The following is a 14,865-nucleotide window of genomic DNA, read 5'->3' as shown; positions in this document are numbered from 1 at the left end:
AACTCGCGAATATTGTTGTCTTTTTCCCATCTTTTTGCCAAATTGGGATGCTCCCGTTTAAGAATATATCTTCACCTTGGGCGATTAATCCCTTAGTAATTTTAACTGCCCCTACCCATTGATAGGAAATGGGATTATTGGGATTGAGTCCCTTATTTGCAACTAGTTGTGATGCTTCTTGAGGACTCAGCAGTTTGCCGAAATAGTCGTAATAGCCTAACGGTTGAGTCGGAGCAGGTTGTAAAAGCTCAATTTTTGCGAAAGCTGTCTGGCTTGTCATCAACCAATTTGATAACAAGATCCCAAAAACGCTAATGAGAAAAACGCAGATTAATAAAAAAATCTTGGTTTTTGAAACATACAATACCCTAACGACACCAGTCTTCGGGTTGTTTTTTTTTGTTTCATAGTGAGGTATTTACTAAAAACCTATGGGTAGATATATCACACTATTACGTAAAGATATGTAATAGTGTGTTTAACTTTTTTATCAATTTGATGGCTGGATTACTTACTTGTATCTAAGTATATACTCATAAAACCATCACCCGATATTGAACCTAAAGGCTTGTCTTACCTACCTCAATCTATTTTTTGAATTCGTTGAACTTCAGGTTAAATTTAGTGAATTCTCTCTCTAAGTAATTGTTCTTCTAAAGCAGCAATGCGATTGTACGCTGCTGTTAATTGGGCTGTCAGTCGTTGTATTTGAATTTCTGGTGTTATATTATCTCCAGCTTGACGATGCATGTCTAGATAAATGCCATCGGTCAACACATCCTTGTGTTCCATTTCTGGATTTAAATTGTTACGTCCTTTAAACTGGTAGCCTCCAGCCGCGCCATTTTGTTGGTAATTATCCTTTGCTTGTGTATTTGCTAAAGAACACTCTGAGAAAGTTTGAGTAACTTTACCATCAAGCTGCTCAATTACTTGGCACACGGCATCTAACTTTTGGCTTAAAGTCAGGATCTGCTGCTGTAATAGCTCCATTTAATACCTTTATTCGTACATTTTCTATATGTTATTCAATTTACTCCCAACCTTAACGATACTTATGGATTATTTAAGTATTGATAATTTTTGGTGGAAATGTGACATTTAAATCATTACTTCTAAATACAAGTAAGGTTTCACCATAAGTACCATCAAGTAAATTTATGGATAAAAATTAATCTTTAGGGAGAAATTTGCCAAAAAATCGCTAATTTGAGTCAAATATTCTAAATTAACCGTATTATCAAGAAAAAATACCGATAATTCTCCAGATTCATTTTTTCAGCTAGTCGGTCACTGCTAAATCTCTGCTTAATATTAGGTATAATCAAAAATCTCAAAATCCAAAATCAATGGATCGACGGTCTTTTTTGCTAGGTACAAGCACACTGGCACTTTCACAACTGCTTTTTGGCTGTGGTGGAAACAAGCAGATGCAACTAAAAGTACAGTTATTAAAAGGTTCTATACCTGGTCAGGTGGTGAATCAGTTCCACAAAGGTTTGCAACAACGGGTGCAGTTAAAGTTTGCTCCAGTTGGGCATATACAGGATTTATTTCAGCAATTACAAAATTGGCAGCAAAAGCCAAAGACCAGCGATGAGCAAGGATGGAGACGCTTTATACCCTTTAGGCAAGGTCAAAAAGCAGCTGACACAGACCTAGTGACATTGGGAGATTACTGGCTACAAGCAGCTATTGAGCAGAAATTGATTCAACCACTCCAAGAAGTACAGGGAAACCAATTAAAGCAGTGGTCTGTTTTAGATGAAAGGTGGAAACAACTGGTAACGCGTAACGATCGAGGTATTTTGGATACTCAAGGGAAGGTGTGGGGTGCGCCTTACAGGTGGGGTAGCACGGTAATTGTTTATAACCGTGACAAGTTGCAAAAATTGGGATGGACGCCCAAAGATTGGAGTGATTTGTGGCGAGATGGAATGCAGCAGCGTATTTCCCTACTCAATCAACCACGAGAAGTTATTGGTTTGGTCTTAAAAAAACTGGGAAAATCTTATAATACAGACAATCTTGACCAAGTACCAGACTTGGAAAAGGAATTACAGATATTAAATCAACAGGTGAAGTTTTACAGTTCCAATAACTATTTGGAACCTCTAATTATGGAAGACACTTGGCTAGCAGTTGGTTGGTCAAGCGATGTATTGCCTATTCTAGGACGTTATCCGCAGCTTGCCGCAGTTATCCCCCAGTCAGGAACAGCAATCTGGGCGGACTTATGGGTACGTCCTGCAGGAATTACTAAGGATACTTTATCAGATCAATGGATTGATTTTTGTTGGCAACCAAGCACAGCTAAACAAATTTCGGTGCTAACTAAAAGTAATTCGCCAATTTCTACAAATATTGCCGCTTCCGATATCCAAGAACCATTATGGAGTTTGTTAGAGAGCGATCGCAAAGTTTTCGATAAAAGTGAATTTTTACTTCCCTTACCTCCATCAGCAATAAAACAATACGAGTCTTTATTCGCCAAAATTAAGGTTTAATTGGAAATTGGGCATGGGGCATTGGGCATCGGTTATTTATTCTCCTTGTCTCCTCAGTCTCCAGTCCCCACTCCCTTTTTTTCTACAAAGAACGCTGTAACCCGATCTTGTTCTTAATAGTGGTTTGGATACTGCATAAAGCTGGACTTGTACTAAAGTTGCAAGTGTAGGTTGCCAAGGGTTCTTTTTGATAATTAAATACCCGGACGTTGTAACCAAAGTTCCGTGCAGCGCTACCCAAGCGATTTACGAAGTCGTAGCGCTCTACATACTCTAGTAAACTCCAAATTTGCTGATTCACGATCAAGTCTACTCGTGCAGGTTCTTTGTTAGAAGCTGGATATGCTATCCAATTATCCAATAGCTTTTTTTCAGAGTTTTGTTGTGCCCACCATAAACTGGGAACGGTTAATCGTTCTGGATGAATGGTGGTAGCTGTGATTATATAGTTTTTTGGCTTGGTCAATAAGTCTAGTTCTAAAGGCGCACTAGAAGGCGACGGGATTGAGGGGGTTTGTGCTAATGAAGGCGGGACTAGTAAAGTGGTGAGGCTAATAGTTAGTAGTAATGAAAATGATGTCTGGCGATGGCTGCGCCAAGGCCAAGGGCGATCGCACAATTTAGGTATATACATAACTAATTCGTAATTCGTAATTCGTAATTCGTAATTAAGGCATTAGTAAAAAATAGTACATTTTATAGTTTAATGGCAACGATGCGAATTCTTCGATAATCTGCTGTCCAAGTTCCTTGTTGATATAGTGTTGGCTTCAGATATTCCTCAACGACGCAAATTATTTGTATTTGTTGCTCAGGTGAAAGTCCTGCTAAAAAAGTGCTGGCGAACATTTTAATCCAGTTTGCGATGCCAGCTTCTCCCTCTGCTAGGGGAGTTGGGCGAGGAAACAGGATAGCATAAATGACATCAAAGCCATGCTGTTCTAGGAGGCTGGCGTATTCGCCAATGCTGGGGTAATACCAAGGATTCTCTACTTGTGCTTTAGGGATACCAATGGACTCTAAAGCAGTGTATAAAGCTGTGATGATCGCCTTTATATTCCCTTTACCCCCAAATTCTCCGACAAAACGCCCTCCAGGTTTTAAGGATTTATGTATGGAAGCGATCGCGCTATCTGCTTGTTTCACCCAATGTAATACAGCGTTGGAAAACACAGCATCAAAAGGCTGTTTAACTTGAAAATTTGTCGCATCCGCAACATCAAAGCGGATATGAGGATAGTTTTCTTTTGCCTTTTCAATCATCGCAGGTGCGCTATCAACTCCCATTACTTCAGCACCAGCTTGGGCAATTTTTTCTGTGAGTTGTCCAGTACCGCAACCAAGATCCAAAATCGATTCTCCTGGCTGAGGGTTGAGTAATTTCAATAAGTCTTCGCCATACTGCCAGACGAAGGCGTGTTTATCTTCGTAAAGGGAAGTGTCCCAATTATTGCTTGTCGAAATATTATTCATAACGTAGGATTTTATGGTGTGTAGAGACGTTGCATTGCAACATCTCTACATTAAATTACAGCGATCGCTAATCCTAATCCCGTACTACCAACACCTTTAGTGGTAAACAATTTGAATTCCCACAACAGTAGTCAATGGTTGAAGAATTGAGTATTGATGAAGATTCAATCGGGAGAGTTAGCAAAGAGTGAAGATTGAAAGTATTGCTATTGTATCAATTTAGCTCTGTGATCGAAAATAAACGTTGTCGGTCTATTTGTTGAAGCTTGATTTTTTCAGCGTAGAAAGCCTGATAATAATATTGATACCGCTCTGGTTCAGCTTCTGGATCGGTTTGTTGCCATAGTTCCAAAAAGTGACGATAGCGTTTTTCAAGCATCACTAAATCCATACAAGCGATCGCAGCTTGAACTACTTGCGGAGTCCGCAGTATTTCTTTCTGGTTTTTTTCATCCACATGAAATAAATGAGAAATTAATCCGATCTCGCTGTCAAATTCTAAGAACCGATCTTGGAGGCGGGAAATTAAATTTGGTAGAGACACAAAGTTTTTCGTCTCTCCATCACCGGATGAAATTTCTAAAATCTGTTGCCATAAAAATCGGTGGTGGGAAAGGCTAAATTGCAAATCTCGCTCCTCTAGTTCGTCAACAATCATTTGACGCTGTTCGGGACAATGCAAGTAAACTCGCAATAATAACGCCTCTGCGTGTTCTAAAAGGCTGCGTTCTGTGGGGAGTGAGGAGTCGGAAATGGGGAGTAAAGATTTACCACCTCCCCATGCTTTCTTCGCTGACACGGGCTTAGAGTATGTAGCCGCAGCCGGAGCAATTTGAGTTAGCAGATTTTCGACTCGTAGAGGTATGAGTCTGGTATCTCCCAAGCTGAGTATTTCAGCACAATAAGAAACATAATAATTTCGTGTATCGCTGTTAGCTATATTTTTAAGTAATTTGACTATTTGCTGAGTTACTTGCTGAAAATCAGTAGCCTGTTTTAAGTCTCGGTCTTGAATAATTTGCTGAATCTGCCAGTCTAGCCAAAGTGGCGCATTTTTTAGCAGTTCTCCATAATCTTCAGGAGAACGCTTATGCAAGTATTCATCAGCATCTTTACCATCGGGTAAATTGAGAATTTTTAGCTGAACTTCGCCCTTATATGCTAATTCGGCAATTTCACCGATCGCACGAACGGCTGCATTAGTTCCGGCTTTATCAGCATCAAAGTTGAGTACTAATTGTTTCGATTCGGTGTAACGTAATATTAACCGAACTTGTTCTAAGCTTAATGCCGTACCGAGGGAGGCGATGGCGTTATTAATACCAGCAGCGTGGAGAGCGATCGCATCAAAATATCCCTCCACCACCACCGCTTGATCGAGTTGAGAAATTCCATCTTTCGCTTGATCGAGGGCAAATAATGTTTTACCTTTACTAAAAAGCTCGGTTTCCGGTGAATTCAGATATTTAGGTTGTTCGTCAGTCAGGGTTCTCCCACCAAAGGCAATGACGCGCCCTTGAACATCACGAATGGGAATCATCAAGCGATCGCGAAATACATCATAATAACTGCCTCCTTCCTTGCGTGGCTTAATCAATCCCGCTTTTTCCAGAATTTGCACTGGGTAATGTTTATCATCCACTAAATAACGATAGAGAGTTTCCCAACCTGCGGGGGCAAAACCTAAACCAAATTGCTGTATAGTTTCTTCTTTGAGTTGGCGATTAGATTGCAAATATTGAAGTGCCTTTTGCCCTTGGGATTGTCTGAGGGCGTGTTGATAAAACTGGGCGGACGTTGCCAGAACTTCATATAACTGTTCGCGCAAAGATAGCTGACGCTGTAATTCTTGGCGTTGTTCGGGTTTGAGAGTTTGTACAGGTACTTGGTAACGCCGTGCTAAATCCAGCACCACGTCAGCAAAAGAACGCTTTCCCAACTCCATGACAAACTTAATCGCATTTCCCCCAGCTTGACAGCCGAAGCAATAGTACATTTGCTTGGTTTGACTAACGGTGAAACTGGGAGATTTCTCATCATGGAAGGGACACAAACCGACGAAATCCTTTCCTCGTTTGCGTAAAACTACGTATTCCGAGACGACATCTACAATATCAGCCCGTTGTTTAACTTCCTCAATTGTGTCTGGGTGTAAGCGGGGGATTTGCATGGCTTTGTCATTAGTCATTGGTCATTGGTCATTGGTCATGAACTTTGGAGAAATACCAAAGGACAAATGACTTTAGACTTCTGATCGCTATTATATTCTTGTTGCTAGATCGAGAATGATGTATACAATTGCTTAAACTTAATTTTATCAGAGGAAATACTGAAAATGGGGCGTATTTTTATATCAGCAGCTCATGGAGGTCAAGAAGCGGGAGGAATAGATCGAGGTGCGATCGCAGGTGGTACAACTGAAGCCAAAGAAATGATTTTGCTGCGGGATTTGATTGTCACGGAACTGAGAGCGCGGAGTTTGGAAATTTTAGCGGTTCCTGATGACTTGAGCGCCGCCCAAACTATCACCTGGATCAATTCCCGCAGCCGTCGGGGTGATGTCGCTCTAGAAATTGCAGCTAATGCAGCTAACAGCCCTTCTGTGCGTGGGGCTAGCGTTTTCTACATTGTTAATAATAGCGATCGCAAGAGTAATGCTGAACAGTTACTAGTAGGGTTGTTGCGCCGCGTACCCCAATTACCGAATCGCGGAGTCAAACCAGATACAGATAGTGGATTGGGTAGGTTAGCATTCTGTCGCCAGACAACGCTGCCAGCTTTGGTGATACAAGTAGGGTTTCTTAGCAATCCAGAGGATCGGGCTTTGCTGCAAAATCGTCGCCGCGATTTTGCTTTGGGAATTGCCGATGGATTGCTAACTTGGAGTCGTGTAATTGACCCCACTCCTGGAACTCCAACAGAAGCAAATTATCCGCCAATTAATATTAATATTAATGGACAAAGTTACACAGAACAGGGGGTTTTAGTTAATGGTAATGCTTACATCCCCATTGATTTAGTAGACCTTTTACGAATTGACCTTTCAAAAGCAGCTAATGTCAATCGGATTACCTATCACAAAGTAGTTTATGTCAAAGCGATCGAATTGCGAGATTTTAATGTTGCAGTCACTTGGGATGCTGCAACGCGTACTGTCAGCTTGCGCTCGAATTTAGTAGTTTGCCCTGGTCAATTTTCGCGGGTAATGTCAAACGGTAATACTTCCGAAGTACAGTTACAATTATTCCTCAGAAACAATAATGAAAATGCTTTAGCAAAGTTTCCTGACATCCCAAAACTTTATCGAGAAGAAGCAGGTATAGAGGGAGTTAACTATGATATTGCCTTTTGCCAAATGTGTGTAGAAACAGGATTTTTACGGTTTGGTGGTGATATTAAACCTGAGCAAAATAACTTTGCCGGCTTAGGTGCGATCGGTGGTGGTTCGGAGGCTGCGTCTTTTCCAAGTGCCAGAATTGGAGTTAGGGCACACATCCAACATTTGAAAGCTTACGCTAGTTTAGAACCCTTGGTACAAGAAGTAGTAGATCCAAGGTTTCGTTTCGTCACACGTGGGATTGCGCCATTAATCGATCAGCTATCAGGGCGGTGGTCAGCAGATTTGGATTATGGTACGAAGATTTCAGCAATGCTTAAACGATTATATGAATCAGCAGGACTTCTTTGAGTATTGAGTAACTTATTTAAGTAGGTCTGCGTCAAAATTTGTAGTTAGAATAAAGCAAGAAGCAAGAGGGCTTTAGCCTAGTTTATCTTTGTTTATATAGTTTGGTTTTAGCCAACCTACTTAGCAATTTTTTTTAGGATATTGTTCCCTAGATTAATATTCATAAAATTTCTGTTTAATACTCTAAGTTAAAATATTAGGTGAAAAATTTATGTATAAATTTATCTATAAAAATGTAGAATAGAAAAGAAAATGAAAGAACTATTTGATTATCTATTGATAAATGAAATTGCTAATGATGTTGTTACAATTGCTTTCTTTGTTATTGTTATTTCAATAACGCTGATATATGTTTTTGCATTTTTTCAGGGGCGAGATGTTTCGTTCTGGCCTCCAAGCATCGGTAAGCTACCAGTTAACTCAGCAGTACAGAGTAGTTCTCCAGGTGGTTCAGGAATTTCGACAAATCGTCGAAGTTTTATACCTACTGTTATTGGTACATCAGTAGGGTTAACTGCTGGTTGGCTGATTCGAGGTCGCTTGCCACTGCTGAAAGCCTTTCTTTTTAGGACTCTAAGAGCTGCTTAAGAACATATCGGGCACGGTTATAAATAACACCCGGTCGTGAGCTTTCTCGTGGACCAGCAACATTCAAAATGCGAATGTTGTGCTTCTGAATCCAACTCCAGAAACGAGCAGCGTCATTTCCACTGAACGACAACGCGTTAATAATGAGGACGGGGCGATCGTACTTATGCGCTAGGTCAGCCGTAAGCTTTGTTCCTTCTTCAAGCGATCGATACGCTAGGACGAGCGTCCCGTCCGAATCTCGAACGTTCCACTCGGTACGCAACGCATAGTCTGTACTCGTCGTCTCTTGAAGCGGATATACAGATGGTATCTTTCCATCCTCTGCAAGCCGCTCCTTTGGACACCATCCACGAACTGGTAACAAAAGTGACAAAGCTGTATCGAGCGCAGCCCTGTCAACTCCTGTCTGACCTCCGGTTACAACCCAAAGCCGTTGATGAGACGATATTGACTCTCGTTTCTGGGATGGTGTGGCGACCAAAAGTGCGATCGCATTTCTTACTTTTCTTCTCAAACTTGAAAACAATTAAGTCTGAATCCTTATCTTTCTTACATATCTTGCTGATATTCTTCTAACAATTGCGGAATGTGATCGTATCCATCCACACCAATAACCGCAATAATTTTCGGACGATGTTGCTGTAAAAACTTTTGGAAAGCTTCTACCCCGATTTGTCTTTGTAAAATTGTCAGTAACCCTGCTGGTTGACGCCATTCACTAGAAGCAATTTGCTCTAAAAGATACATTCCCAAGCAGCCCGTGTAAACAGTTTTTTCGGAATTTTGCAGATGATAATAAGCTTCTGCTAAATAAGCTAAATTCCGCCCTTGGAGATACAAATCACCGGAAACTTGCGCTGTTTTAAAACCATCTTCAAGATATTTAATTGCAGTTTGGTGTTCTCCAATTACTAGATAGGCAATTCCTAAGCTGCTGACACATAAGGCTTTACTTTGAATATCGCCTAATTTTTCTGATAATTTTAAACCTTGTTCCAAATAGTTAATTGCAGCTTCATAGGTTTCGGGTTCTAGGTTTTCCAATTCCTGAGCTTGCATGACTTCGCTGTAACCTAAATTTACCAGCGCGTTTGCTTCTCCTGTCCTATCGCCTGCTTGCCGACTTAATATTAATGCCCGTTGACTATAGTTAATTGCCTCACCATAATTTTGCTGTTGTACGTAGGTGCGGCTGAGGTGATTGAGATTGGCAATTTCACAGGTGCGATCGCCTGCATTTCTGGCTATCTCTAGCGCCTGCTGATGAAAATCAATGGAGCGTTGGTATTGTCCCAAAGCACGCTGAGAATAGCCTAAAAGTGTCAATATCCTCGCCTTTTCTTGGGTTCCCTCGCCTCGTCGTAACGGTTCATCCAAATAATCTAGGGCATCTCGCAAATAGGTGCCAGTAAAAGAGGCAAAAATCCCACCGTAAAAGGGAAAATACGGACGCTGGGCAAAGGTTCGCAAAATCTGGAGCATGATTTGAGAACAGGCATCGCTGTATACTGTCCCAATACTCCCAAAACCACTTGCTAACTGACTCCAAATCACTGCAAAGGTCAAAAAAGTGGAAATGGACAACTTTGGCCCCGCTTTCACATCGTAAGCTTGTTGGTCAAACCAGTTAATTAGTCCCCGTTGCAAGTACTGTAAAATCAATGCCATTTCCACCCAATCTCTAAGGGTAATCCCCCGTTGTCGCTCGGCAAACTCTATTGCAGATTCTTCCCTAGCTAAGGTGCGAAGCAGTGCTTGTGGTAACTCACTATTAAGTTGTTTCGCCCAACTTGCCCAAGGGCCGCGTTCTCCCGGTACACCGCCAAACCCCAGAGATTCTTTTTGCTCGTACATCCAACTGAGCAAGTTGTCTTGCAATCGCTGCCAAGAAGCTAAACCACGGGTAATCCCTTCAGAAAATTGTTGTAAATCAGCATCTGCCTGAGCAAATTGCTGCAATGCCTTTGATAATTGCTGTAACTGTTGTAAATTTAGCGGATACTTCTGATTCGGGTCAGTAACTCGGATAAATACCGCTAGACGCTCGGCAGCAGGGGCTGTGGTGATTTCTGTAACTGCGGAGGCGATCGCTTCTGTGGCTTTGTTTTGCTCTTGCCAGCGTTGCCATTGACTTTGAATAGTCTTAATGGCTCTTAAACTCCGAGTCGCTTTAGCTTTCTTGAGTTCGTCTTTTTCGCTATCTACTTGGGTTTGCAGGGAATTCAGGCGATCGCTCAAAGCTAGCTCAAAGACTTCCCCTGTACCGGAAGTAATTCCTTTAAGCAGCATTTGATACACCTGTTCTACAGAGCTAATTTTGCCCTTGAGGGTGGTTTCGACAATTTCATCGATTAAGGCAAGATAGCGATCGCTTAATGGCAGAGAGTCTGGCACTTTGGCTACTAGAAGAATGTCACATCAATTTTAATTCTAGTCTTGGCAGCAGAGGTAGGGGAAACAATTTGCCACTTTTGGGCAGTCATGGTTATAACAAATGCAAAATTTAGAAAAAATTTATTTAGCGATTTGTTATAATTCCTTGAGCGATTCGCTTTTTAACTACGCGATAAAAAAATAATGGAATGCCTACAAGATAACGGTCTGCTAGACGATTAGGTTCAGTAATTAAGCGTGTTAACCACTCCAGACCATTATCAGTCAGCCAACGCGGCCCGCGATATATAGAGTCAGTATAAAAATCTAGACAAGCACCCAAAGGTAAAAATACAGTAGTTTCAATTTTATTGAAGTTATCTAAAATCCAGCGTTCCTGTAACGGCATACCAAAACCAATATATAAAATATCTGGTTGGAATTTATTAACTTTTTCTATTACCAAATCATTTTCTTTTCCTGATTTTTCAAAATAACCATGATGTCCCTGTACGCGTAAATTAGGCGCAATTGATACTAATTTAGTAATTGCTTTATCAACTACGCCAGGTTTTCCAGCTAACAAAAATAAAGAAAGGTTTTCTTTCTCACATTTTAATGCTAAATCTTCTATGTAATCTGGTGCTGTCATTCGATGTGCAGATTGCATGGAATAACCATTGAATCTAGCTCCTACCATTACACCAAATCCGTCACAAAATACTAAATCAGCCTTATTCAAAAAATCTCGATACCAAGATTTTTCATAAGCGAAATTCATGGCTCTGATATTCACATGTCCTACAACTGTCTTTTTTTGGGTTTTTGCTGCTTCTATTAAATAATCAACTAATTCCTGTACTTTAACTTTATGGAATCTTGTATCAAACAACTTCACTTCAGGAAAAGTTTTCATTTCTGCACCTCCTTATTTATTACCCAGTATACCAAGTTTATAATAATGCGAACAACAAAAGAATAATATCTTTATCGCTCCTTGACTTTTCCTAATATTAAATCTATACCTTTTCAACGCCTATTATCCTTATACAGAATGAATTACGTCGTTTGTAAGTTCGCTATTTAATACATAGTGTAAGTCACTTCAAACTATTTTCGTCAAGATAATTCTTGATTTATAACTGCTGTATACATGCATCTTAAACATGTAAGATAACTGTTTATGTCCAAGTTTTTAACTCTGACTCGTGCATTACTTCCCAAAGATATTCTCAGATTTTCGTCTGCAATTAAGGATTGCATTGCTTCTGACAATTGTTGAATATTTCCCGGATTAACTAACAAACCATTCTGATTTTGAGTAACTAATTCGGGTATTCCTCCTACTGCGGTAGTGATAACTGCCAAACCCCAACTCATTGCTTCTAGTAATGCCATAGGCAGACCTTCGTTATAGGAAGGTAATACAAAGACATCAGCTTTAGTTAAAAGCTCGTCGCGTTTTTCTTTATCTACCCAATCAAGAATAGTGATGTAGTCAATAAGATTTAGAGTTGGGATCAAACTACGAGCTTGTTCTACATCTCCATCTCCCGCTATAACTAACTTGGCTTGGCTTTGTTGAGCAACAGGCATAGAAGCAAATGCTTTAATTAAATCAAAAGCACCTTTGCGCTCACCAATACGCCCTAAAAATAAGAAAAATATCTGTTTAGAATCTATTCGCTGTGGAATTTGGGCGGGAATTTTTACTGGGTTAGGGAGAACAATAACTTGCTCTGACTTCAAGCCAAGATTCTCAATGTAGAATTTTTTCCAGCTATCTGATAAAACAATGAAACGGGTACATTTACAAAACGACCAATTTAACCACTGTTTAAGCCATTGAGGTAGTTTAGAGTAAAACAAATGAAAATCAGCACTATGAGTATGAATAATTACTGGTTTTTGAAATAGCCAACCAATAAGAGTAGTGATTGAATGACGAAAAGCGCTACCTCTATCAGAAACATGAATGTGAATTAGGTCAGTCTTTTGATTTAATAAGTTCCAAAACAACTCACCTATTGCCTGCAAAAACACTAACACTTTATGGATAGCAGAACCATTCGGTAAAGTAGCAATATGTTTAATTTTAATATCAGAGGTAGTTTCTTCAAGAATGAGCTTTTCCACAGAAACTATTCCACCTTGGCGCTCCAAGCTTTCGCCCAACATAGTAATTTTTATGGGACTCATAATTGCTATTAATCTGTTTTGGAAATTGAGTACATGGCTATTTCTATAAACTATATATAAGAACGGATTTCTGATATTTTATATTTAAAGGCTTACTTTAAGGGCATTTTGAGAGTTAATGCCACTAATTCTTAAAATGCCCGATCGCAGTTCCACAAATTTATTCGATATACGCTTTATTAATTTTACAGGATTACTGCAAAAAAAAATTCTGCCATAGGAAGTGCTATAAAAGGATGTTTAAAAAGTATTGTTTTTAATAAGAAAATATTATATATTTAACCCTCTTTTTATTTGAAGGTATGGCAGTTTCAAAGTCCCTCACGAGTGTGGGAGGTTTATAGTAGACTTTTTGCAGCTTTTTAACCATCTACTTAAATATAGCAGAAGTTACAGGTCTTGGTAACTTCTTTATGATTTCCCTGCTTTTTCCAGCTAGAACGGCATAATTTTTTGTTTAAGCTAAATCATAATATTTACAGTTCGGAAAAACCAATGAATTTATTTGAGCTTTTAGTAGGGGCAGACAATCATCCAGCCCTAGTTACACCTGATGGGCGATCGCTAACCTATAAGCAATTGCGCGAGAATGTTATTGGACTGGTATCTCAACTCAACAGCTTTGGATTGAAACGGGGAGAACGTATTGCCATTGGCATGACTAACGGTTCACCAATGGCGATTACCTTTTTGGCTGCTGCCATCTGTGGTACTGCTGCACCCTTAAATCCGAAATACAAACAAGAAGAATTTGCCTTTTACTACCAAGATACCCAAGCAAAAGCACTGATTACGTTGTCTGAGGGATCGGAAGCAGCCATTACTAGTGTCACACCCGGTATGATGCTGATTAATGCTAAGGTAAATACTGACGGCACATTAAGCTTTGAATTAGTCAAAACAGGCTCACAACCAGCAGAACTAGCGAATCCCGTAGCCCCCAACGCTGATGATATAGCGATGATTCTCCACACTAGCGGTACTACCAGTCGTCCCAAGCGCGTGCCTATTCGTCATCGTAATTTAATCGCTTCAGCCAGCAACCTGATTAGTGCTTACTCACTTACAGCAGCTGATACTACACTATGCCTAATGCCGCTATTCCATGTTCACGGATTGGTGGGCTGTTTGCTGGCAACTCTGGCTTCGGGCGGTACATTAGTTTGTCCCAATGGTTTTAATGCCTTGGAGTTTTGGAAACTGGTAGATACCTACAAACCCACCTGGTACTCCGCAGCGCCAACCATGCACCAAACAATTTTGGCACGCGCTAGCCGCAATACAGAAATTGTCAAAGCTAATCGCTTTCGTTTCATTCGCTCTAGTAGCGCTTCTTTGCCGCCGATTATCATTGAACAGTTAGAGGCAACTCTTAATGCTCCTGTGGTGGAATCTTACAGCATGACTGAAGCATCTCACTTAATGACCACCAATCCCCTACCGCCAAAAGTCAGAAAACCAGGTACTGTAGGTTATGGCTTCGGTGTAGAAGTAGGCATTATGGACTCTGAAGGCAACCTGTTATCTAAGGGTAGCTTAGGCGAGGTGGTGGTAAAAGCACCCAATGTTATAGATGGCTACGAAAACAACCCAGAAGCTAACGCCACTGCTTTTGTGAACGGTTGGTTCCGCACGGGGGATCAAGGTACTGTGGATGCAGACGGCTACCTCCGTTTGACTGGACGGATTAAAGAATTGATTAACCGGGGTGGGGAAAAAATTTCTCCTTTAGAAGTGGATGATGTGTTGCTGCGCCATCCCGCCGTCGCCGAAGCCTTAGCCTTTGCCGTCTTCCACAAATCTTTAGGAGAAGATATCCACGCGGCTGTGGTTCTGAAAGCAGAAGCTGGCGAAAAAGAACTTTTAGCTCACTGTGCAACTATGCTGGCAGACTTCAAAGTTCCCAAGCAAATTCACATTTTAGATCGACTACCTTGTGGTGCTACCGGCAAACTGCAACGATTGACGATGGCGAAATTGCTGAATATAGGAGAGTAGGAAGTAGGGGAGATAACGGAAGTTTAGTGTACATCA

At 40.6% G+C, this 14,865-nt stretch carries 12 protein-coding genes and 1 pseudogene; 4 read left to right on the top strand and 9 right to left on the bottom strand.

Annotation, left to right across the window (positions count from 1 at the left end; translation table 11 throughout):
• Positions 1–280 (bottom strand): annotated as a pseudogene (locus ACFE93_RS15780) (hypothetical protein); the annotation flags it as partial.
• Between the two features lie 341 nt (positions 281–621).
• Complete coding sequence (locus ACFE93_RS15775) at positions 622–993, bottom strand: hypothetical protein (RefSeq protein ID WP_375474182.1); 372 nt, start codon at positions 991–993, stop codon at positions 622–624.
• A 356-nt stretch (positions 994–1,349) separates the two neighbouring features.
• Here ACFE93_RS15775 and ACFE93_RS15770 point away from each other — a divergent pair, with 356 nt between their 5' ends.
• Positions 1,350–2,507 carry an extracellular solute-binding protein gene (locus ACFE93_RS15770; protein ID WP_375474181.1) on the top strand — a complete coding sequence of 386 codons (1,158 nt, stop codon included), beginning with the start codon at positions 1,350–1,352 and terminating at the stop codon, positions 2,505–2,507.
• Between the two features lie 82 nt (positions 2,508–2,589).
• On the opposite strand, the gene ACFE93_RS15765 is transcribed toward ACFE93_RS15770, so the two are convergent.
• The 3 genes from ACFE93_RS15765 to dnaG form a co-directional block, all read right to left on the bottom strand.
• Positions 2,590–3,141 carry a hypothetical protein gene (locus ACFE93_RS15765; protein WP_375474180.1) on the bottom strand — a complete coding sequence of 184 codons (552 nt, stop codon included), beginning with the start codon at positions 3,139–3,141 and terminating at the stop codon, positions 2,590–2,592.
• 62 nt (positions 3,142–3,203) lie between these two features.
• Complete coding sequence (locus ACFE93_RS15760) at positions 3,204–3,980, bottom strand: class I SAM-dependent methyltransferase (protein WP_375474179.1); 777 nt, start codon at positions 3,978–3,980, stop codon at positions 3,204–3,206.
• 214 nt (positions 3,981–4,194) lie between these two features.
• Positions 4,195–6,150 (bottom strand): DNA primase, encoded by a 1,956-nt coding sequence (gene dnaG / locus ACFE93_RS15755; protein ID WP_375474184.1) that lies wholly within the window; start codon positions 6,148–6,150, stop codon positions 4,195–4,197.
• 165 nt (positions 6,151–6,315) lie between these two features.
• On the opposite strand from dnaG, the gene ACFE93_RS15750 reads away from it, so the two are divergent.
• Together ACFE93_RS15750 and ACFE93_RS15745 are read left to right on the top strand one after the other, a co-directional pair.
• On the top strand, positions 6,316–7,668 hold the full coding sequence (locus ACFE93_RS15750; protein WP_375474178.1) for an N-acetylmuramoyl-L-alanine amidase: 1,353 nt from the start codon (positions 6,316–6,318) through the stop codon (positions 7,666–7,668).
• A 252-nt stretch (positions 7,669–7,920) separates the two neighbouring features.
• The gene (locus tag ACFE93_RS15745; RefSeq protein ID WP_375474177.1) at positions 7,921–8,256 is read left to right on the top strand and encodes a hypothetical protein; all 336 of its coding nucleotides are present in this window, start codon (positions 7,921–7,923) and stop codon (positions 8,254–8,256) included.
• On the opposite strand, the gene ACFE93_RS15740 is transcribed toward ACFE93_RS15745, so the two are convergent.
• The 4 genes from ACFE93_RS15740 to ACFE93_RS15725 all read right to left on the bottom strand — a co-directional run bounded on the left by ACFE93_RS15740 (position 8,234) and on the right by ACFE93_RS15725 (position 12,831).
• Positions 8,234–8,773, bottom strand: coding sequence for a putative molybdenum carrier protein (locus ACFE93_RS15740; RefSeq protein WP_375474176.1), 540 nt, complete (start codon positions 8,771–8,773; stop codon positions 8,234–8,236). The two genes, ACFE93_RS15745 and ACFE93_RS15740, sit on opposite strands and share 23 nt — an antisense overlap.
• A 35-nt stretch (positions 8,774–8,808) precedes the next feature.
• Positions 8,809–10,653 carry a tetratricopeptide repeat protein gene (locus ACFE93_RS15735; RefSeq protein ID WP_375474175.1) on the bottom strand — a complete coding sequence of 615 codons (1,845 nt, stop codon included), beginning with the start codon at positions 10,651–10,653 and terminating at the stop codon, positions 8,809–8,811.
• Between the two features lie 124 nt (positions 10,654–10,777).
• Positions 10,778–11,548: a WecB/TagA/CpsF family glycosyltransferase gene (locus ACFE93_RS15730; RefSeq protein WP_375474174.1), complete on the bottom strand. Its 771-nt coding sequence runs from the start codon at positions 11,546–11,548 to the stop codon at positions 10,778–10,780.
• Between the two features lie 203 nt (positions 11,549–11,751).
• Complete coding sequence (locus ACFE93_RS15725; RefSeq protein ID WP_375474173.1) at positions 11,752–12,831, bottom strand: glycosyltransferase family 4 protein; 1,080 nt, start codon at positions 12,829–12,831, stop codon at positions 11,752–11,754.
• Positions 12,832–13,326: 495 nt separating this feature from the next.
• Here ACFE93_RS15725 and ACFE93_RS15720 point away from each other — a divergent pair, with 495 nt between their 5' ends.
• Complete coding sequence (locus ACFE93_RS15720) at positions 13,327–14,829, top strand: acyl--CoA ligase (RefSeq protein ID WP_375474172.1); 1,503 nt, start codon at positions 13,327–13,329, stop codon at positions 14,827–14,829.
• Positions 14,830–14,865 lie beyond the last annotated feature (36 nt).

The sequence above is a fragment of the uncultured Nostoc sp. genome, assembly GCF_964247315.1.
Taxonomy (GTDB): Bacteria; Cyanobacteriota; Cyanobacteriia; order Cyanobacteriales; family Nostocaceae; genus Nostoc.
The sequence above is the reverse complement of the archived record's forward strand: the minus strand, read 5'-3'. Positions and strand labels throughout refer to the sequence as shown.